The organism is Streptomyces sp. NPDC107454, from assembly GCF_055582885.1.
In genome coordinates this window covers 54708-74519 of record NZ_JBVJPA010000010.1, presented here as the reverse complement: position 1 = coordinate 74519, position 19812 = coordinate 54708, and the positions used below count along the sequence as shown (strand labels likewise).

Here is a 19812-nt window from a genome sequence, read left to right as displayed (position 1 = left end):
CAGGACCCGGTCGTCCCGGTCCTCGCCGATCTCGAACAGGGCGCGGGGAACGTCGGTGTGCCGCTCTTCGACTTCGTGGCAGTGCTGAACCCACCATTGCGCTGTTTCCTCAGCGCGGGGACCGGAATCGAAGAGTCTGGTCCCCGCGGCCGGTCACTGAGCCGTTCCCACTCGGCTGTTCGGCACAGCAAGGGCTCGTAGGGCCCGCGGTGTCGAGTCGGCAGAAGCACGACGCCTCGATGGGGACGTCCGCGAGTGCGGTGGCCAGAGTGAGTTGCTGGGCGATGATGCGGGCTTCCCCCGCCTTGCCGAGGCGCACGAGGCATTCGTGGAAGCCGTGGAGTGCCCAGACGTTTCCGGGGTGTTGTGAGGACCTGGGCAGCGTGTCGTCGAGTCCGAGGTCGGCCCGGTAGACGGCCTCGGCCTCCTCGACTCGGCCCTGTTCGAGCAGGAGCGCCCCGTAGGCGTGGCGGGTCGGCTGCATCCAGCCCCATGGTTCGTCATAGGGCAGGTGGTCGTCGAGTTCGATGGAGCGCCGCAGGGAGGCGAACGCCAGGTCGTACTCGCCCCTGCGGTACTCGAGTTCGCCGTCGAGCATGGCGGCGGCGATGGCCAGGATGTCCCGGCAGGTGTTGTTGAACAGCGTCCGCGTCCCGGGAACCCGTGCGACCGCGCGGTGGAACAGCTCGCGTTCGGCCTCGGCCTCGGCGGTCGCCCCGGTGGCGGAGTACGCCACCGCGCGCGCGTAGTGCAGCATCGCCGTGGTGACGCAGTACAACAGCGGATCGGAGGGCATCGGCAGCGCGAGGATCTCCTCCCACCGGCCGAACCGGATCAGTACGTGCACTCGCATGGCGAGGAACCCCTCCAGCCAGTCGGCCATGGGCGGGCTCTCCACACGGAGCAGATCCTCGGGGATGGACGCCTCCAGCTGCGCGGCCGTCTCCAGCGCCGTCCTGGACCGGCCGAGGAACATCGCGCCGTAGATCTTGAAGTGGTAGTCGTGCGAGCGGTACAGCGTGTAGAAGTTCATCGCGCCGGCCCGTCGCAGGTACTTCTCGTCGGCCTTGATCGCGGCACTGTTGGCCGACACGACCCGTCGGTAGTCGCCGCACAGCACGTCGAGGTGGGAGGGCATGTGCCGCAGGTGCCCCGCGTCCGGTACCAGTCCCGGCAGCCGGTCGGCGACAGTGAGGGCCTCCTCCGGCGTCGGCGACATCTCCATCAGATGGATGTACATGTGCAGGATGCCCGGGTGACCGGCGCCGGCCTCGGTCAGCAACGCGCGGTCGAGGACGGCCTTCGCCTCCAGCGTGCGCGCACCGGGGGCGGGCTCGCCGGCGCGCAGGTCCCACAGTTGCCACGGAGTGAGGTTCATCAGCGCGTCCGCGTAGAGCGTGGCGACATCAGGGTCGTCGGGCGCGAGTTCGTACACGGCACGCATGGCCTCGGCGTACGGCTCGTTCCAGACGGAGCAGTCCTCGACGGCGCGCGAGGCGGGATAGCGCTCGCGCAGCGCCCCGATGAGCGCGCGCTCGGTCGGCGTGGCCGTGCCGCACAGCGCGTGCGCCCGTTCGACGGCGGCGTGCGTCCGTTCCACCGTGTGCCGCAGATCGATGTCGTCGAAGAACTCCCAGGGCTTGTTGTAGTTGGGGCCCAGCGCGTATGCGACACCCCAGTACGCCATGGCCAGGTCGGGATCCGCAGCGGCCGCCGATTCGAAGCAGGTGACCGCCTCTTCGTGGTTGAACGCGTAACTCCACACCAGACCGCGGTCGAACCAGCGCTGTGCTTCCGGCGAACGGGTCGATACGGGCCGGGTCAAGGTCCCGAGGTCGAAGTAGTCCATGAGGATCTCCTGACAGTCCGCTCGAGTCTATTTCCGCTGGAGATCCCGGAGATGGAACGGCCCGGGATACGCGCGGACTGTTCGGGGTGAATCCGAGGTGAAGGGGCGGCGTACAACCGTTGGCGCCCCGTGCGGGTCTTGGTGGTTGCCGTGCGCGTGAGAAGTGCGGGCCCACTGCCCTCCATTCCTAGGGGTTTGCCATGTCCTCCCGAAGATTTCAGGTGTCCGCCGTCGCTGTCGCCGCCGCCGTCATGGCCGTGACGGGGACGGGGACAGCGGTGTCCTACGCCGAAGACGCCCCCGCGGGCGCCCTCGCCGCCGATGCCGCGGCGTCCGTGCGTGCCGACTTCGACGGTGACGGATACACCGACGTCGCGATCGCCGCCCCGGGCGGCACTGTCAACGGGAAGGCGGGCGCCGGATACGTCGCTGTCGTCTACGGCATGGCCGAGGGCCCCAACGGTGTCAAGCGCCAGGTGATCAGCCAGGACCGCTACGGGATACCCGGCACGGCGGAGGCGGGTGACCACTTCGGCGGCCCGCTCACGGCCGCCGACCTGGACGGCGACGGTTTCACCGACCTGGTGGTCGGAGCCCCGGGCGAGGATATCGGCAGTGCGCGTGACGTCGGTCTGCAGACCGTCGTGTGGGGAGGGGTGGGCGGGCTCGCCACCGCCACCACGGTCGGCCACGGCCGGGCGGAGATCCGCGCCGGTGACTTCGACGGCGATGGGCACCTGGACCTGGCGACGGCCTATCAGATGCGGTACGGGCCCTTCAGCCGAAGCGGTTCCGCGGCCCGCACCGGCCCCCTCGTCGGCCTCGACGTCCGTGTCTACGCCATGGAGGCGGGCGATGTGGACGGCGACGGCACCACCGACCTGGTGGTCAGCAGCGGTCCGTGGGACTCGGACGACGGAGGGGCGATCGCGCCGCCCCGACTGCGACTGCTGAAGGGGACTGAGAACGGGCTGGTGGCAGGGCCGTTCATCGCCTACCCCGACACCGTGTCCGCGGACAGCATCGCCCTCGGTGACATCGACGCGGACGGCCGGTCGGACGTCGTCTTCGGCCGCAGCACGGCGGCAGGGGGCGGTCTCGTGGGCGTGGTGCGCGGCACGGCGAACGGGTTCGCGGCGCGCGCCACGCTGATCGGCCAGAACACCCCCGGTGTCCCCGGGGCGGGGGAGAGCGGCGACCGCTTCGGCACCGACGTCTCCGTCGGCGACATCACCGGCGACGGTTACGCCGACGTCGTCACCGGTGTCCCCGGTGAGGACCTCGCCGGCCGGACCGACGCCGGCACCTTCGCCGTTCTCAGGGGCGGTCCGACGGGTCTTTCCGGCACCAGGGTCCAAGTCTTCAGCCAGAACACGGCCGGGGTGCCCGGTACGGCAGAGAAGGGTGACCGGTTCGGCAGCCGCACCGCCGTCGTCGGCGGGCACGTCGCCGTCTCGGCACCGGAGGAGAACAGCGGCTCGGGAGCCGTGTGGGTCTTCCGCGGCACCGCCTCCGGTGTCACCGCGACCAGGTCGGTGAGCTTCGGACCTCACACTCTGGCCGCGCCCGTGTCCGGCGCACACTTCGGTGCCGCCTTCCACCGCTGACGGCCGCTTCGCGACGCACCGACGTCCGCACGCCTGTTCCTGTCCCCGTCGGTGGAGACGAACCAGGCAGGCCAGGAGGTCGACGGACCGGGCAGGCCAGAAAGACGACGAACCGAGCAGGCTAGAAGGACTCGGAGTCGGGGATCACGTGCATCGCGGCCTCCTCGGCCGACGCGCCCGCCCCGTCGACGCCGACGTCGTAAGCGATCAGGTCCTTTTCGGTGTCCTCGTGAGCGCCCTCGTCCGGCGCGATGAGGCGGCCCGCCCGCAGGTCTCCCACCTCGTCGTCGATGACTTCCCCGTCGCCGTCCCAAAGGTCCCCGATACCGTCGCCGTCCTGGCCGGCGATATCGGGGACCTCCTCGGCAAGCCGCTCGTCCAGGCTCTCCCCTCGTTGCCGCTCCGCCGCCGTGACACCGGTGTGCTCCACGCCCCAAGGCCTCTCCGGGGGCGAGTAGCCCTCGTCGAGAGCCTCGTCGATACCGCGGTCGTCGAGGGTGTCCGAGACGTCCAGCAGCCCGGCGTCGTCCTGTACCTCCGACCCGTCCGGCTGGTAGACGTCATCACCCATCGCCTCGTAGGCCATGCGCGCTCCATTGTTGGGTGCTCCCTGCCAGGGATCTGACGGGAACACGGTTGTCCGGACCGGAGGAACTCTCCTGGGCGGAGTGGGAAACCCAGCCTAGGACCAGAGATCGAGGCAAGTCTGACTCTCCGCGCACCGGGTCTGTTCCCCCAACGCACCATGCCCAGAAGTCCCATCCGCCACTCCCGGCTGCTCGCCGGGGGGAGTGCCCGGTCGGCAGAACACCTGGACGCCGGCAATTGCCGTGGCCCTGCGGCAGGTCGGCTTGGCAGGATGGGGGAGATGCCCGCTGAAATCCCCTTCCTCGACCCTTCCGCCTGCTCTTCCTTCGACCACCGCTCCGCCGCCCGCGACGCCCTGCACGGCGTGGCGGTGGGTGACGCCTTCGGCGCCCAGTTCTTCGTACCGGACAATCTCCCCGGCCTGCGGGAGCGGCGATTGCCTGCCGCGGAATGGCCGTGGACGGACGACACGGAGATGGCCTGCTCGGTCTTCGACGTGCTGCGCCGACGCGGCAGCGTGGACCAGCATGAACTTGCGCACGGCTTCGCCCACAGGCACGACTTCGACCGCGGCTACGGTCCGGCGATGAACCGGCTGCTGCGCCTGGTACGCGAGGGCGGCAGGTGGCAGGAACTGGTCGCGGAACTGTTCGACGGCCAGGGGTCGTGGGGCAATGGGGCCGCGATGCGGGTGGCGCCTTTGGGCGCTTGGTTCGCCGTGGATCTCGCCGAGGCAGCCGCGCAGGCCGGGCGGTCGGCGCGGGTGACGCACACCCATCCGGAGGCGGTGGCCGGGGCGGTCGCCGTGGCGGTGGGCGCCGCGTGCGCCGCCCGCGGGCGCGTTCGGCCGGTGACCGGAGCCCAGTTGCTGGCGGCGGTGGAGGAGCTGACACCGCAGGGACGGGTCCGTTCGGGGGTGGCCGAGGCGCGGGAGTTGCTGGGCCAGCCGCACGCCGAGTACGCGGCGCACCGGTTGGGCAACGGCCGGCGGGTGAGCGCGGCGGACACGGTGCCCTTCGCCCTGTGGTGCGCGGCCCGGCACCTGGAGGACTTCGCGGAGGCGTTGTGGGCGTGCGCGTCGGTGGGCGGGGACGTCGACACCACCTGCGCCATTGTCGGCGGAATCGTCGCGGCTCGGGTGGGCACGGCGGGGATACCTGCCGCGTGGCGGGCCGCGTCGGAGGCGCTACCGGAGTGGGTGCGCGAGGGCGAACCGGGCGAGGACCTCAACCGCGCCGGGCTGGGCCGCGACGTGACGCCGCTGCGCCGTCCCGAGCCGGTTCCAGTGCCGGAGCTGGTGTGGACTCCGGGGCAGTGGCAGCGTGTCCGGCACGGTGTGCGGGCGCTGAGCATGGACGAGAAGTGGGACGCGTACCTGGAGGGCGACCAGCTGACGCTGCATCGCAGTGGGACCGGTCGTGCCATCTTCCGGGTGACCGTGGCCCAGGGCCCGGCCGGCCGGCGGCCGGCCGCTGCGTTGGTCGAGTCGGACCCGGAGCTGTACCGCCGCGGCGGCGACGAGACGGAGAGCGCCTTCCTCGAACTCTTCCTGCGCGCCTGGTACATGGACGATTCCCGGCCCGCACTGTGGAATCGCTACCAGGAGTTGCGCCGCGCCGAGAAGAAGGCGGCGTCGGCCGAGGCCGAGAGGACCACCTGAGCGGCGAGCGCGCGATGCCGCCGCCGCTTGAGTACGCCGGGTCCCGTGGCCGGCGCGGCAAATGACCCACAAGGGATTGTTGGCGAACCCTTGCCGCCTTCTTACTGATCATGCCCCTTCCGCCGCGTACGGTTCGCGTACGGTTCCCGTAGCGGGGTGTCCCGTCGAGGATCTTCGAACAAGGGGAACGGATGACACCCAGTCGCCGGGCGCTGCTGGCGGCCATGGCGGGAGGCGCGCTCGCCGGCTGTGCGGGCCCCCAGAGCACGGTCGACCGCAGCGCTTCCGCCACCGGTTCCCCCTCCACAACCGCGGCGATCGCAACCGGCACAAGCACCCCGGGCTCCAGCCCGTCGGCCATCGCGCCGACCGCCACCGCGTCCCGCGCCGTCACCCGCGCGGACATCGTGACCCGCTACGGGCACGCGGTGCCGCACACCTGGGGCTTCGACGCACCCGGCGTGGTCCACGCGCTGCCGACCGACAAACGCGTGATCGCACTGACCTTCGACGCCTGCGGCGGCCCGGGGGGCAGCGGCTACGACCGTGCGTTGATCGACTTCCTGCGTCGACGGGAGATACCGGCGACGTTGTTCATCAACTCCCGCTGGATCGACGCCAACCCCGCCATCTTCCGTCGGCTGGCCGCCGAGCCGCTGTTCGAGATCGCCAACCACGGCACCCGTCACCGCCCGCTTTCGGTCACCGGCCGCTCCGCCTACGGCATCCCCGGCACCCGCAGCGCCGCCGAGGTGTACGACGAGATCTCCGGCAACCAAACCAAGCTCACCCGGCTGCTGGGCACGCCGCCACGCTTCTTCCGCTCCGGCACCGCCTACTGCGACGACGTCGCGGCACGGATCGTCACCGCCCTGGGAGAACGCTTCGTCAGCTTCTCGGTCAACGGCGACGGCGGCGCCACCTTCACCCCCGAACAGGTCCGTACGACGGTCGCCGCCGCCCCCGGCGGGTCCATCGTCATCTGCCACATGAACCACCCCCGGGGCGGCACGGCCCGAGGCATCACCGCAGCCGTCCCCCAGCTGCTGGCCACCGGCCACAGCTTCACCCGCCTTTCCGACGCCCTCCACTGACGGCGCGTCCGGGCTGGGGCGGCGACTGTCGAGAGGCCCGGTTCGTACAGCGGTCGACTCGGTCGACGAGACGGGGTCGCCCGGGAGTCAGCGCGGCTGCGGCGTCGGCCACGCACGCGGGTACGGCACGCGCAGCGTCTCCGCCCCGACCGGGGTGTGCTCGGCGGCGGCGTGCAGGCGCTCGTGCCGAAGGACGACGGCGCCGCTGCGGAGCATGATGGCGATGAGCTCGGCGGCGAGTGCTTCCGGGGTGAGGCCCAGAAGGCGCGCGGCGTCGGTCAGCCAGGCGCGCGCGTGCAGGTACGGCTCGACCTCGTCGGTGGGGATCCCGCCGCGGATCATGAGGGCGAAGGCGAAGATCCGCCGGGCCCCGTACCAGATGGCTCCGTCGGGGTCGTCGACGAGACGCCGCGCGCGGCGCAGCGCGGTGACGAAGGCCGTACCGGGGTCGGCGGGGAGCGGCCCGTGAGAGGGGAGCAGCACGCGCGGGGCGAGGTCGGCCATCCGCTTCAGGGAGGCGAGAGCGGTGGCGGCCGCGTCGGGCCCGTCGAGGGCCAGGTTCACCCAGCCGACGTCGTAGTCCGACAGCGCGTCCCCGACCACGAGGAGCCGCTCCTCCGGCTGCCACAGCGCGAGGTGCCCTGGCGTGTGTCCGGGGGTGCGGACCACTTCCCAGTCGGCTTCACCGAGGCGGAGGACCTGACCGTCGTCGAGCGCCATGTCGATGGTGTACGGGCTCACGGGCTGGTCGAGGTATTCCGCAGCGCAGCAGCCCGGGTCCCGGCGGGCGACGGCGTCCGCCTCCGGGGCACCGGCGGCGATGCCGGCGCCACCCGCTTGCAGAAGGGCGTTGCCACCGACGTGGTCGGAGTGCCAATGGGTGTTCACGACCAGGCCGACGTCTCCGGCGTGGGCGCGGGCCCAGGCGGCCGTGTCCTCGGCGTGGCCGACGAATCCGCTGTCGACCAGGGCCGGTTGGCTTCCGTGGAGCAGAAGTAGGTTGGCGTCGGGAAACGGCCTTTGCTGCCAGGTCACCCAGGACGGCAGCGGCTGCGGGCTCACCGTTCGGGCCTGTTCACGCGGATCAGCGTCTGCTGGCCGTTGGCGACGAGCGACCGTCGGCCGTCCTGGACGCCGAACACCTCCAACTGACACACGGTCAGGGTGCGTCCGGACTTCAGGACCGTTCCGACCGCCTCGATGTGGTCGCCGACGGCGGGCGCCAGGAGATTGATCTTGTACTCGACCGTGAGTACGTCGGTGTTCTCCGGGAAGAGCGTGAACGCGGCGTAGCCGCCCGAGGTGTCCGCGATCGCGCTGGTGGCGCCGGCATGGAAGTAGCCATGCTGCTGCGTCACTTCGGGCCGGCTCGGGAGGACGATGTGCACACGGCCCGGCGCGATCCGCGTGATCCGTGCACCGAGGAGGCCCATCAGCCCCTGCCGGTCGAAACTCGTCCGGACGCGCGCCTGTACCTCGGGGCTCGCCTGTTCCCGCTGCGCCTGCTCTTCCATGTGCTCTCCTTCTGCGGACATCACGGGGTCGAACGGGGTCGGGCGGGTCCGTCAGCCGGCCAGGCGTTCCGCCAACAGGACCCCTCCGATGACGATCATCATGGCACCGGAGGCGCGGGTGACTGCCCGGGCCGCCGAGGGCCGGGTCTTCAGCACGGTGCGGGCCAGCACGCCGACGGCGAGGTAGACGACGGCACAGGCGGTCATGTGGAGCGTGCCGAGCAGACCGGTCTGCGCGGCGACCGGCCAGCCCGCCCCGGGGTCGATGAACTGCGGGAACAACGAGAAGTACAGAAGCAGCGCCTTCGGGTTCAGGCCGCTGATCCCGGCTCCCTTGAGCATGATCTGCCGGCGCGAGGAGGGCATGGCCTGCGTGGACGCGCCCAGTACCGACGGGCGCGACAGGACACCCCAGCCCAGCCACATCAGGTAGGCGGCCCCCGCGACGGTCAGTGCGGTGAGAACGGTGGCCGAGTTGGCCACGATCACCACCAGGCCGGCCACGGCGAGCACCGTGTATCCCACGTATCCGGCTATCAGTCCGGCGACCGCCGGGACGACCGACCGGTCGCGCAGCCCCGCCGTGATCGCGTAGGCCCAGTCCGCGCCCGGCGTGAACACCAGCAGCAGATCCACCGCCAGAAAAGCCGCCACCGTCGTCGTGTCCATCGATCTTTCCCTCTCACGTTCCTTGCCCTGAGAGGGAAGATTAGGCGCATATTGCCCGCAAATGTTTCTGTCTTTGCTCCATGATCGAGCCTAGTGGGGGAGAATCTTCCTCATGGATGCCCTGGACCGGAAGATTCTTACCGAGCTGCAGCTGGATGGCCGTCTGACGGTGACCGAGCTGGCCGCCCGCGTGAAGCTGAGCATCTCGCCCTGTCATCGCCGCCTGCGTGACCTCGAACGCGAGGGCGCGATCCGCGGCTACCGTGCGGTCGTCGACCCGGCCGCCGTCGGTCTCGACTTCGAAGCCCTGGTCTTCGTCACCCTGGGCTGGGAGGACCGTGACACCGTCTCCGCGTTCGAGGAGGCCGTGGCCGCCGTCCCGCATGTGATCCAGGCCCAGCGCCTGTTCGGTGAGCCCGACTACCTTCTGCGGGTCGCCACCGCCGACCTGTCCGCCTTCCAGCAGCTGTACGACCAGCGGCTGGCCACTCTGCCGGGGGTGCAGCGCCTGACCTCCACCCTTGTCATGAAGCACGTCGTCGACGATCGCCCACTGCCCGAGTAGGCCTCGGACGGCGCGGCCGTCAGAGCGCGGCTGGGGCGGTCGCCAGCCGGTCGCGTATGAAGCGACCGGCCCGGTCCAGTGCCGCGTCCGCCTCGTCGAGCGAGCCGGTGAACGACTGGAAGACGTGGGGCACGTCGGCGGTGACGTCGAGGATCACGTCGACACCGGCGGCGGCCGCACGGGTCGCCAGTCGGGTCGAGTCGTCGAGCAGTACCTCGTTCGACCCGGCCTGCAGCAGAAGCGGCGGCAGCCCGGTGAGGTCGGCGTGCACGGCGGGGCTCAGCAGCGGCTGCCGCGGGTCCTGGCCCGCGAGGTAGTGGACGCCCAGACGCACCAGGGACTGGCGGGTGAACAGTGGGTCGATCCCGTCCTTGGTCGTCATGCTCTCGCCGCTGCGGGTCGCGTCCAGCCCCGGCGAGAACGCGACCACCCCGGCCGGTCGCGGCAGACCGGCGTCACGCGCGGCGAGCGCGGTCACGATGCTCAGCCCGCCGCCCGCCGAGTCCCCCGCCAGCATGATCCGATCGGCCGACACGCCTTGCTCCAGCAGGTCGCGGTAGGCCGCGACACCGTCGTCGATCGCGGCCGGGAACGGATGCTCGGGTGCGAGCCGGTAGTCGAGCGAGACGGCCCGGGCACCCGTACGCCGCACGAGCGCCGCGGTGATGTGCTGGACCGTGGCAGGCGAGCCGAACACCCAGGACCCACCATGGAAGTAGAGGATCGTCCCGCCGGTCGCCCCGTCCTGCGGCTCGATCTCCAGCGCCGGGCGGCCACCGAGGGTGCTCGGGGCGAGGGTGACCCCGATCGGCGATGGACTGCCGGCCATCATCGCAGCGAAAGCCGCGCGCAGTTCCTCGGGCGTGCGGTCGGCATCGAACGCCGCCGATCGCAGCAAGGCGTCGACGGTCGCGCGCTGTTCCTTGCTCATGCTGTCCTCCGTATCGAGACGAGTGCGGGATCATGGCCCGCTGGGCAGGAGCCCAACTATATTCCAAAGAAGATACTTCTTGAGAAGATGGAGAGCCATGTGACCGATCACGCACAGGTGTTCGCCGACCTCGTCCGGTACGAGACGAGGCTCTACAACGTCCTCGGTGAGCGGCTGCGGGCCCAGCACGGCCTGACCGCCGGCCAGTTCGAGTTCCTGCGGATCATCGGTGGCCGTGAGGACTGCCGGGTGAACGACCTCGCCCACGAGGTCGCCATCACCGTGGGCGCGACCAGCAAAGGGGTCGACCGACTCGAGGCCGCGGGGTGGGTGAGCCGCCGTCCCAACCCGCAGAACCGCCGCTCGTCGCTGCTCGCTCTGACGGAGGCGGGTCGGCAACTCCTGGACGCCGCCACACCGACCTTCGAGAACGAGTTGCGCACATGGCTGGCCGACCCGTTGACCGCACGGTCACTCGAACAGCTGGCGACCGCCCTCGCCCGGCTGCGAGGGACCCTCGAGGGCGCACGTGTCGGCATGCCCACGGGCTGAGCGATCGTGGCAGCCGTCGACGCCGAACGGCTCGGAGGGTGTGCCCGATGTCCGGGCTCCGGGCGGTCGCCATGTGCGGTGGTGAGCTGGTCGATGATCTCCAGCCCGCGGCCGTGCTCGCCACGGGTGCAGCTGGCTGCGCGGTCGCCGCCCGTGGTGGCCGGGCCGCCGTCGGAGGTTTCGGTGTGTACGCACCGGGTGCCCGGGTCGCGGCTCAGGTCGAGGTTCAGTCGGGGCCGTGCATGCTCCACGGCGTTGGTGATGAGTTCGGAGACGGTCAGCAGCACCGAGTCGGCCGCCTCATCGGCGACCCTCCACCGAGTCAGGACCCTTTTCGAGCGTGAGGCGGATCGTCGTCGTCGGAGCCGCGGCCGCAGGCCTGGCCGCGGCCGAGGCCCTCCGCCGCCGAGGCTGGGGCGGCGACCTCACCCCTGTCGGAGAGGAGCCACATCCGCCGTACGACCGACCGCCGCTGTCCCAGCAGATCCTCAGCGGCGTCTGGAATTCCGAACGGGCCACCCTGCGCTCCCTGCGGGACCTGGCAGGGCTCGAGGCCGACCTGCGATTCGGACAGCGCGCCACCGCCCTCGATGTGGAGGGCGGCCAAGTGCGCCTAGGCAACGGCGAGAGCATCGGCTTCGACGGTCTCGTCATCGCTACCGGTGTGCCCCCAGCGCCTTCCTGACAGCGATCTCGCCGGAGTCCACGTCCTGTGCACGCTCGACGACGCTCTCGGCCTATGCGCCGCACTGCTCACCGGGCCCTGGTGGTCGTGGTCGGCGTCGGATTCCTCGGCGCCGAAGTCGCCGCGGCAGCCCGGATCATGGGCTTGGAGGTGACCGTGGCCGAGCCGGAGCCCGTCCCTGTACGGCGTCCGTTCGGCGACCTCATCGGCGCGCTCGTCGCCGGTCCGCACCGCGACCACGGCACGCGTCTGCGCTGCGGGATACCGGTGCGCCCGCTGCGCGGAGCAGGCGGCCGGGCGACCGGGGTGGAACTCAGCGACGGCACCACGCTGTCGGCCGACGTCGTCGTCCTGGCCCTCGGCTCCACGCCGGCGACCCGCCGGCTGACCGGCTCGCGCCTGCGACTGCGGGACGGGGTGGAGTGCGACGCGCTGTGCCGGGCCGCACCCGGCATCCACGCCGCCAGGGACCTCGCCTCCTGGCACAACCCGCACTTCGGCGCCCGCATGCGTCTGGAACACCGCATGAACGCCACCGAACAGGCCATGACCGCGGCCGGCAACCTGCTCGGCGACGCCACACCGTTCGCTCCCGTGCCCTACTTCTGGACGGGCCAGTACGACACCAGGATCCAGGCGTACGGCATCTTCCCACCCGGCGCGGAGGTGCGGATCGTCCACGGCGACCCGGCCGGCGGCTACTTCGCCGCCGTCCACGGCCACCACGGGAGGGTGGTCGGCGTACTCAGCTGGAACACCCCCCCCCCCGCCAGATACGCACGTTGCGTCGCCTGGTCGTCGAACGCGCGTCATGGACAGCCTTCACGGTCGTACCCGCGCTCGGCCCGGCACACGTGAACTGCTCCCCGTCACACAGCGGTGATGTCTGGCTAGCGGTGGGCGAGGCCGTCGATCATCAGGGCGAGGGTGAAGTCGAACCGGTCATGGCCCGCGCCGGCGGTGAGCTCGGCCGCGTAGCGGGTGGTGTGAGGGAAGGCCGCGGCCGGCAGGGCGGTCAGTCGGCGCTGGAGCTCGTCGGTGTCGACCACCCAGTCCGCCGCGTTGTGGACCTTCCGCTGATTCAGGATGGAGATCTCCAGACAGTAGGCGGCCACGTACAGCAGGAGGGCGTCGATGGCCCAGGCGGCGGTCTGCGGGGCGACGCCGCCGGCGATCAGGATCGCCAGCATCGCTTCGCTGACGCGCAGGGTCTCGAGGTCGGTGGGGGCCATGGCGAGCGCGGCGCGGGAGATCCCGGGGTATTTCAGGTACTGGTCGCGCATCTGGGTGCACACGCTGCGGATCTGCTCCCGCCAGGCCGCGGGGTCGGGCTCGGGCGGTACGAGCTCGGCGCACAGCCGCGCGATGAGAAGTTCGTCGAGGTCGGCCTTGTTGACCACATGGGCGTAGAGCGAGGCGGGTCCGGTGTCGAGCGCGCCGGCGAGTCGGCGCATGGTCAGTGCCTCGTAGCCCTCTGTGGCGATGACGCCCAGCGCGGTGTCGATGACCTGCTGCACGGTGATCGGGGCCTTGCGTCGCCGCTGTCTGGGGGCGGGCTCGACCTCGGGATTCGGCAGTTGGTGGCGCGCTGCGCGTCGTTCTCTCGGGTTCACCCGACCACTATAACTTGACACGAACAGCGTTCGTTTATAGAACACCGTTCGTGAATATCGATGTGAACCAGGATGTGGACGTAACCGTGGTCGGAGCCGGGCCGGTGGGCCTCGTGCTCGCCGCCGAGCTGGCGCTCTCCGGGGCGACGGTGCAGGTGCTCGAGCGACTGGCCGAGCCGTCCGACGCGATGAAGGCGGGGTCGATCAACGTGCCGACGGCCGAGGCGCTCGACCGCCGCGGCCTGCTGCCTGCCGCCGAAAGCGTGCAGCGAGAGATGCTCGAGCGGGTGGGGTCGTTCGCTCGCACGACCGACGACCAACGGCCCGGGGGTGGCGGGCGAGCGTACGAGTCGCGGTTCACCGGGCATTTCGCGGGGATGGTCCTCGACGCCGGCCTCGTGGACTGGTCCGATGCCGACCTCGCCGCGCACGCCGCGGTCGACGGAGCGAGACTGGTGCCGCAGCGTGAGCTGGAAGAGCTCCTGGCCGACCATGTCGCGCGACTCGGCGTACCGGTGTGTCGCGGGGTGGAGGTCACCACGCTCGAAGACACCGGCGACGGCGTGCTCGTCGGCACCACGGCCGGCACGGTGCGCACCGGGTGGCTGGTCGGGTGCGACGGCGGGCGCAGCACCGTACGCCGCCTCGCGGGCATCGGCTTCCCCGGCACCGACCCCGAACTCACCGGACACCTGGCGGTCGCCGACATCGCCGACCCGGAGAAGCTCGCGAACGGATGGGTGTGGTCGACTCGGGGGGCCTACCGCTACGGGCCACAACCCGGGCAGGTGGTCACCGTGGAGTTCGGCGCTCCCGCCGACCTCCACGCTCGGCTTCGCTCGCGCGGGGGGACCCCCATGGCGCCGGTCACCCTTGCGGAGTTGCAGGCCGGCCTGCGCCGGGTCTCGGGCACGGACGTGACGCTGACCGCGCTGTGCGGTGCCGCGACCCGCTGGACGGACAACGCCCGCCAGGCCGCGACCTACCGGTCGGGACGGGTGCTTCTGGCCGGCGACGCCGCGCACGTGCACTCGCCGTTCGGCGGTCAGGGGCTCAATCTCGGGGTCGGCGACGCGATGAACCTCGGTTGGAAGCTCGGCGCCGTGGTCGCAGGGTGGGCACCCGAAGGGCTGCTCGACACCTACGACGCCGAGCGCCGTCCGCTGGGCGCCTGGGTGTTGGACTGGACGCGGGCCCAGATCGGGGTGCTGCGCGGGGACGCCAAGTCGGCCGCGCTCCGGGAGGTCGTCGCCGATCTGCTGAGCACCCGGGACGGCGCGACCTACGCGGTCAAGAACATCTCCGGTGTCACACAGCGTATCGACCTGCCCGGCGACCATCCGCTGGTCGGCCGCTATGTCCCCGACCTGTGGCTGACGGACGGTTCCCGTCTGTCCGACCACGGTCACGGCGGCGGGTTCCTGCTGCTCGACCGCACTCCGGACGGCACGTTCGCCCGCGTCGGCGCGGCCTGGGCCGGGCGAGTGAGCAGCGTGACCGACGACCACGCGACGCCGACCGGGGTGTTGGTGCGCCCGGACGGGGTGGTCGCCTGGGCCTCCGACACCACCGACGCCGCCGCCGTCACCGGCCTCGAAGCCGCCCTGCACGGATGGACCGGCGCGCCGTCGCCCTCACCCGAGCACGCGCCGATGGGCTGAATCCGGGCTGAACCCGGGCTGGGCGGGGGTGGGTTACGGCGGTGTCGGGTCGGCCGGGTTCTGGTGTGTGGTGATTCCGGTGAGGATGAGGTCGAGACCGGCGAGAAACTCCGTTCGGTCGTCGTGGTCGCGTAGTTGGTCCGCGACGGTGCGGGTGAAGGGGTACTCGTCGGGGTCGAGGTCGGCCCATGCGGTCGCGGTGGTGTCGAGGAACTCGGCCCGGCTGGTGTGCGGGTGGTGTCCGCGGGCGTTGGCCGCATTCTGTCCGCCGACTCCGAGGATGTAGTTCAGCAGGGCGGAGGCGGCGGTGAACTGGGTGGGGTGGGGTACGCCGAGCGTCTGGATGTGGCGTCCGAGGTGTTCGAAGACGCGCAGCACGGGTGACTGGGACGGGGCGCGGGAGAGTTGTGTGCCGACCCACGGGTGGGCGTCGATCGCGTTGAACACGCCGAGTGCGAGGGTGCGGATCGCTTCCTGCGGCGTTGCGTCGGTCCTGCCGGAGGTGTCGGTGGTTTCGGCGGTCATGGTGGTGGCGATGACGGCGTCGGTGGCGGCGTTGAGGAGTTCGTCCTTGCCCGTGACGTGCCAGTAGATCGCGCCGGGTCCGGTGGCGAGGCGTTCGGCCAGTGCGCGGAAGGTGAGTGCGCCCTCGCCGGCGGTGTCGAGAAGGCCGATCGCGGCCTCGACGATGCGCTGACGGGAGAGTGGTTCCTCGCGTCGTTCCGGGCGGCGTGTCCTGGTTGCCATGTGTACATCCTGACACACGCCTGGAACGCTGTTCCATCTTGACATCTCTGGAATACCGTTCCAGGCTGCGTTGGAACAATGTTCCAGAGATGGCCCGCCGGGTGTCCGCCCGGCGGGCCGCGACAGGCAAGGAACCACCATGACCACTGACGTCACGATCATCGGCGCCGGGCTCGGAGGACTGACCCTCGCCCGCGTCCTCCACGTCCACGGCATTCCCGCGACGGTCTACGAGGCGGAGATCTCCCCGACCGCCCGCACGCAGGGCGGCATGCTCGACATCCACGACTACAACGGGCAGCTCGCCCTCGAAGCGGCCGGCCTCCTCGAGGAGTTCCGCGGCCTCGTCCACAAGGGCGGTGAGGCGTCGCGGGTTCTCGACCGGGACGGAACCGTGCTCCTCGACGAACCCGACGACGGCACCGGCGGGCGTCCGGAGGTCCACCGCGGCGCCCTACGGCAGATTCTGCTCGACTCGCTGCCGGCCGACACGATCAAGTGGGGGCGCAAGGTCACCGCGGTCCGGTCTCTCGGGGACGGCCGGCACGAAGTGACGTTCGCGGACGGGGCGACCGTGGCGACCGGTCTCCTGGTCGGCGCGGACGGCGCGTGGTCGCGGATCCGGCCGTTGCTGTCCGACGCCACCCCCGAGTACGTCGGCATATCCTTCATCGAGACGTACCTGTTCGACGGCGACACCCGCCACCCGGCCAGCGCACAGGCGGTCGGCGGCGGCGCGCTCTTCGCACTCGCACCCGGGAAGGGGATCCTCGCCCACCGGGAGCCCGGCGGCGTCCTGCACACCTACGTGGCGCTCAACAAGCCGCAGGAGTGGATCGCCGCCATCGATTTCACCCACGCGGGCGCGGCTACGGCCCGGGTCGCCGAGGAGTTCGACGGCTGGGCCCCGGAACTCACCGCGCTGATCACCGACGGCGAGACCGCACCGGTTCCGCGGACCATCAACGCCCTGCCGATCGGGCACCGGTGGGACCGCGTGCCCGGTGTGACCCTGCTCGGCGACGCCGCCCACCTGATGTCACCGTTCGCCGGCGAGGGCGCGAACCTCGCCATGTACGACGGCGCCGAACTCGGCAAGGCCCTCGCCGCGCACCCGGACAACATCGAGGCCGCACTCACCGCGTACGAGGAAGCCCTCTTCCCACGGAGCGCCGCTGCCGCCACCGAGGCTGCCCAGAACCACGAGCTGTGCTTCGACGACAACGCCCCACACAGCCTCCTCGGCCTCTTCACCCACCACGAGCACGTCGGGTGAACTTCGGCCGCTCCAGCGGTCCTGCGGCAGGCGGGGCCTGCGGGCAGTCACGGTCGGGGCGCGCCGTCCGGTGCCGACCAGTAGCGCGTCCTTGTCGGACAACGACGGAGGGAACGCCAGTACGTACGCGGAGAGGTGATCGCCTGCGGTGAGGACCTCGGCGCAGGTGCTGACCCGGAGGCCCGGGTCGGCGAGTTCGGCGGCGCGACCGGCGGCGGAACCGACTTCGTCCAGGTGGAACTTGAGCAGCCGCGGCTCCGCGCCACCGGTCGCTGGCGTTCGGCGACGTCCCCGTTCTGTGCGTCGACGAGCAGGTGGCAGATCAGGGCCCGTACGAGCCGGCCGGTACAGCCGGACGGCTGGGTGAAATCCTCGTCCCGGAGCTCGGCCACCGCTGTGCGCAACGCTTGCCACGAGAGTGAGAAGAGAGCCACAGGGGACGGACGCGAGCACGTGGTGGGTGTACGGGTGCTCCGGCGAGGTCGGTACGACACCGTCGCCGACCGTCTGGCGCGGGTCGAGGAGGCGTGCGGGTTCTGGAAGACGAGCTGGAGGTGGCCACGCCGGATGCCGGCAGCACCCCGGTCGTGCCGGCTTCCGCCCCCCGCCTCGCGCCTGCGCGGCGGCTCGGCCGGGGAGCGGTGGCTCGTCCAGGCGGTGCTGTCGACGTTGTCCGCCCGGGGCACCACAGGGGGCGTGGGTCAGCCCAGTTCCGTGTCCAGCCACGCCAGGACCTCGGGGGTCACGGGGTCGGTGATGTCGGCGAACTCGTCGTGCTTCTTCAGGAACTTCGCGACGTAGGGGCACACGGGCACTATCCGCATACCGATGTCGCGCACGTCGTTGAGCGCGTACTCGACCAACCGCGCGGCCAGGCCCTGCCCGGCGAAGGCGTCGTCGATCTCCGTGTGGAAGAAGACGCGCTGTTCACCGCGGTCGCGGTAGGCGGTGAGACCGGCGCGCTTGCCGTCGACCAGGATTTCGTAGCGATGCCTGGCGTCGTTCCGCTCGACGGTCGGAGCGGCGGGAGACTCGGTCATGAGGTGCCTTTCGGATGTGGGTCGGCGACGCGGCGGGTTGCCGCGCGGCGAGATGGTGGCATGCGGAAGAACGGGAGCGGGAAGTCGGTCCCCCGGGTACCCCTCGACGGCGCCGAAGCGATCGGAGGCGTTCGCCCAGTCCTCCCGGGCGCGGACGATGTCCTCATGGCTACGGCCGATGAAGTTCCACCACATGACGATCTCCTCCTCGAACGGGGTTCCGCCGAGCAGTACGGTGCGAGCGGGGTCGTCCGACTCGTTCACCAACGTCAGGGCCGCGGTTCCGGCCTGGGCATAGCCGAGCTCCGCCGGACGCAGCAAGGTGCCGGCCATGCGGACGTCTCCGTGGTCGACGAGCAGCCCGTGCTCGAAGCCGGGGTCCACGGCGAATGTGATCGTCGCGCGCGGCTCGAGGACGACCTCGGCGCCGAGCAGGGGTGTGAAGGTGCGCACCGGGGACTCCTGACCGGCGAGGGAACCCAGGAAGACCCTGATCTCGGCCCCGTCGATGCGCAGGGGCTCGGGGACGTAGTGCTGGAAGTCCCGCTCGGTGTGCCGGTGTTCCTCGGGCAGCGCCACCCACAGCTGGACGCCGTGCAGGACCGTGGTGCCCGGCGTGGACACCTCCGAGTGGCTGATGCCGTGCCCGCCCGTCATGAGGTTCAGCTCGCCGGGCCGTACGTACGCGTGGCTGCCGAGGCTGTCGCGGTGCTCGATCTCCCCGCTGAACAGCCAGCTCACCGTCTGCAGTCCGGTGTGCGGATGCGGGGCGACGTCCATGCCGCCCGTCTCGGCGATGTCGTCGGGACCGTAGTGATCGGCGAAGCACCAAGCTCCGATCAGGGTCCGCGCGCGCTGCGGCAGCGTGCGCCGCACGGTCATCGCGCGCGGTCCGCCCAGGGGTACGTCACGTGGGGAGAGGACGTCGACATCGCTCACCGGGGACCGCCTTCCATCACCATGATAGTTTCAGATTCAACAATGATACTCGCAGCATAGTAGGACGGAGTCCGGGGTTGAGCATCCACGCGACAGGAACCGCGACGCAGCGGATCTTCATCGACAAGCAGAGCCCGAAGGCCTACCACGCACTGGTCCAGACGTCGGAAGCGGTGCGCGCGACTGCCGCCGACGCCGGGCTCGACCGGACCGTGGTGGAGCTGATCAACCTCCGCGTGTCGCAGATCAACGGCTGTGCCTACTGTCTCAACGTGCACACCCGGGCCGCCCTGCGTGCGGGTGAGACGGCGCAGCGGCTCGGAGTGCTGGCCGCCTGGCGGGACACCGAGCTGTTCACTCCCGCGGAACGCGCGGCCCTCGCGCTGGCGGAGGCGACGACCGAGCCGGCCGACGCCGCCGCGCAGGAGACCGCCTGGGCGGGAGCCCGTGACGTCCTCACCGACGACCAGATCTCCGCGGTCATCTGGGTGGCGATCACCATCAACGCGTTCAACCGGGTCTCGATCATGAGCAAGCACCCGGTGCGTACGGAGCGCTGATCCCGCAGGGGAGGCGGGGGCCGGGCCGTGAAGCCGGACCAGAACCGGCGGTGCACGACCGCCCGGTCGACGCGGCCGGGTGAAGGTGGTGGTCCGATCAGGTCGGCCCTCGAAGTCCTCGCAGACCCTCCGCATGATCTCTTCGCGGCGCGGCCGTCCACAACATGACGAAGTCCGGCGCCAACCGATTCACCGAAGCCCTGCGACGTGTCATGGCCGGACGCGAGGGCTTCCGTACCCCTTTCCGCAGGTCTTCGCCGCG

18 protein-coding genes and 3 pseudogenes are annotated in these 19812 nt (G+C 70.9%); 10 read left to right on the top strand and 11 right to left on the bottom strand.

Going from position 1 to position 19812, the window contains the following annotated elements; genetic code table 11:
- Nucleotides 1-109: 109 nt before the first annotated feature.
- Nucleotides 110-1849 (bottom strand): hypothetical protein, encoded by a 1740-nt coding sequence (locus ACZ69M_RS25860; protein WP_470053317.1) that lies wholly within the window; start codon nt 1847-1849, stop codon nt 110-112.
- A gap of 221 nt (nt 1850-2070) precedes the next feature.
- Here ACZ69M_RS25860 and ACZ69M_RS25855 point away from each other — a divergent pair, with 221 nt between their 5' ends.
- Nucleotides 2071-3456, top strand: a complete 1386-nt coding sequence (locus ACZ69M_RS25855) for an FG-GAP-like repeat-containing protein (protein WP_470053315.1) — start codon at nt 2071-2073, stop codon at nt 3454-3456.
- A gap of 121 nt (nt 3457-3577) precedes the next feature.
- Here ACZ69M_RS25855 and ACZ69M_RS25850 read toward each other — a convergent pair whose 3' ends face one another.
- Entirely contained in the window at nt 3578-4042 is a 465-nt protein-coding gene (locus ACZ69M_RS25850; protein WP_470053313.1) for a DUF5709 domain-containing protein, read from the bottom strand.
- A gap of 282 nt (nt 4043-4324) precedes the next feature.
- Here ACZ69M_RS25850 and ACZ69M_RS25845 point away from each other — a divergent pair, with 282 nt between their 5' ends.
- Both ACZ69M_RS25845 and ACZ69M_RS25840 read left to right on the top strand, forming a co-directional pair.
- Nucleotides 4325-5704, top strand: a complete 1380-nt coding sequence (locus ACZ69M_RS25845; protein ID WP_470053311.1) for an ADP-ribosylglycohydrolase family protein — start codon at nt 4325-4327, stop codon at nt 5702-5704.
- A gap of 191 nt (nt 5705-5895) precedes the next feature.
- Nucleotides 5896-6798 carry a polysaccharide deacetylase family protein gene (locus tag ACZ69M_RS25840; RefSeq protein ID WP_470053309.1) on the top strand — a complete coding sequence of 301 codons (903 nt, stop codon included), beginning with the start codon at nt 5896-5898 and terminating at the stop codon, nt 6796-6798.
- Nucleotides 6799-6885: 87 nt separating this feature from the next.
- Here the strand turns inward: ACZ69M_RS25840 and ACZ69M_RS25835 are convergent, their stop codons facing one another.
- From ACZ69M_RS25835 to ACZ69M_RS25825, 3 genes are read right to left on the bottom strand one after another with little or no spacing between them, the layout of a single operon-like run.
- Nucleotides 6886-7860 (bottom strand): MBL fold metallo-hydrolase, encoded by a 975-nt coding sequence (locus ACZ69M_RS25835; protein WP_470053307.1) that lies wholly within the window; start codon nt 7858-7860, stop codon nt 6886-6888.
- Nucleotides 7857-8312, bottom strand: coding sequence for a PaaI family thioesterase (locus tag ACZ69M_RS25830; RefSeq protein ID WP_470053305.1), 456 nt, complete (start codon nt 8310-8312; stop codon nt 7857-7859). The genes ACZ69M_RS25835 and ACZ69M_RS25830 overlap by 4 nt, the downstream gene beginning before the upstream one ends.
- Nucleotides 8313-8363: 51 nt before the next feature.
- On the bottom strand, nt 8364-8981 hold the full coding sequence (locus tag ACZ69M_RS25825) for a LysE family translocator (protein WP_470053303.1): 618 nt from the start codon (nt 8979-8981) through the stop codon (nt 8364-8366).
- Between the two features lie 112 nt (nt 8982-9093).
- Here ACZ69M_RS25825 and ACZ69M_RS25820 point away from each other — a divergent pair, with 112 nt between their 5' ends.
- Nucleotides 9094-9546, top strand: coding sequence for an Lrp/AsnC family transcriptional regulator (locus ACZ69M_RS25820; RefSeq protein WP_054233896.1), 453 nt, complete (start codon nt 9094-9096; stop codon nt 9544-9546).
- A 19-nt stretch (nt 9547-9565) separates the two neighbouring features.
- Here ACZ69M_RS25820 and ACZ69M_RS25815 read toward each other — a convergent pair whose 3' ends face one another.
- Complete coding sequence (locus tag ACZ69M_RS25815; protein ID WP_470053301.1) at nt 9566-10477, bottom strand: alpha/beta hydrolase; 912 nt, start codon at nt 10475-10477, stop codon at nt 9566-9568.
- Nucleotides 10478-10576: 99 nt separating this feature from the next.
- On the opposite strand from ACZ69M_RS25815, the gene ACZ69M_RS25810 reads away from it, so the two are divergent.
- Nucleotides 10577-11029: a MarR family winged helix-turn-helix transcriptional regulator gene (locus ACZ69M_RS25810; protein WP_470053299.1), complete on the top strand. Its 453-nt coding sequence runs from the start codon at nt 10577-10579 to the stop codon at nt 11027-11029.
- Nucleotides 11030-11166: 137 nt separating this feature from the next.
- Here the strand turns inward: ACZ69M_RS25810 and ACZ69M_RS25805 are convergent.
- Nucleotides 11167-11316 (bottom strand): annotated as a pseudogene (locus ACZ69M_RS25805) (ATP-binding protein); the annotation flags it as partial.
- Between the two features lie 53 nt (nt 11317-11369).
- Between ACZ69M_RS25805 and ACZ69M_RS25800 the strand changes: the two are divergent.
- Both ACZ69M_RS25800 and ACZ69M_RS25795 read left to right on the top strand, forming a co-directional pair.
- A pseudogene (locus ACZ69M_RS25800) lies at nt 11370-12200 on the top strand (FAD-dependent oxidoreductase); the annotation flags it as partial.
- Nucleotides 12201-12221: 21 nt separating this feature from the next.
- Nucleotides 12222-12572: an oxidoreductase C-terminal domain-containing protein gene (locus tag ACZ69M_RS25795; RefSeq protein ID WP_470053866.1), complete on the top strand. Its 351-nt coding sequence runs from the start codon at nt 12222-12224 to the stop codon at nt 12570-12572.
- Nucleotides 12573-12604: 32 nt separating this feature from the next.
- On the opposite strand, the gene ACZ69M_RS25790 is transcribed toward ACZ69M_RS25795, so the two are convergent.
- A complete protein-coding gene (locus ACZ69M_RS25790; protein WP_470053297.1) occupies nt 12605-13327 on the bottom strand; it encodes a TetR/AcrR family transcriptional regulator in 723 nt (240 codons plus the stop codon).
- 50 nt (nt 13328-13377) lie between these two features.
- Between ACZ69M_RS25790 and ACZ69M_RS25785 the strand changes: the two genes are divergently transcribed.
- Nucleotides 13378-14988 carry an FAD-dependent monooxygenase gene (locus ACZ69M_RS25785; RefSeq protein ID WP_470053295.1) on the top strand — a complete coding sequence of 537 codons (1611 nt, stop codon included), beginning with the start codon at nt 13378-13380 and terminating at the stop codon, nt 14986-14988.
- 33 nt (nt 14989-15021) lie between these two features.
- Here ACZ69M_RS25785 and ACZ69M_RS25780 read toward each other — a convergent pair whose 3' ends face one another.
- Nucleotides 15022-15735: a TetR/AcrR family transcriptional regulator gene (locus ACZ69M_RS25780; protein ID WP_470053293.1), complete on the bottom strand. Its 714-nt coding sequence runs from the start codon at nt 15733-15735 to the stop codon at nt 15022-15024.
- A 139-nt stretch (nt 15736-15874) separates the two neighbouring features.
- On the opposite strand from ACZ69M_RS25780, the gene ACZ69M_RS25775 reads away from it, so the two are divergent.
- The gene (locus tag ACZ69M_RS25775; RefSeq protein WP_470053291.1) at nt 15875-17011 is read left to right on the top strand and encodes an FAD-dependent oxidoreductase; all 1137 of its coding nucleotides are present in this window, start codon (nt 15875-15877) and stop codon (nt 17009-17011) included.
- Between the two features lie 51 nt (nt 17012-17062).
- On the opposite strand, the pseudogene ACZ69M_RS25770 reads toward ACZ69M_RS25775, so the two are convergent.
- Together ACZ69M_RS25770 and ACZ69M_RS25765 are read right to left on the bottom strand one after the other, a co-directional pair.
- Nucleotides 17063-17445, bottom strand: a pseudogene (locus tag ACZ69M_RS25770) (maleylpyruvate isomerase N-terminal domain-containing protein); the annotation flags it as partial.
- Nucleotides 17446-17712: 267 nt separating this feature from the next.
- On the bottom strand, nt 17713-18990 hold the full coding sequence (locus ACZ69M_RS25765; protein WP_470053289.1) for a pirin family protein: 1278 nt from the start codon (nt 18988-18990) through the stop codon (nt 17713-17715).
- Nucleotides 18991-19067: 77 nt separating this feature from the next.
- Here ACZ69M_RS25765 and ACZ69M_RS25760 point away from each other — a divergent pair, with 77 nt between their 5' ends.
- Entirely contained in the window at nt 19068-19550 is a 483-nt protein-coding gene (locus ACZ69M_RS25760) for a carboxymuconolactone decarboxylase family protein (protein ID WP_470053287.1), read from the top strand.
- The last annotated feature ends 262 nt before the right edge of the window (nt 19551-19812 follow it).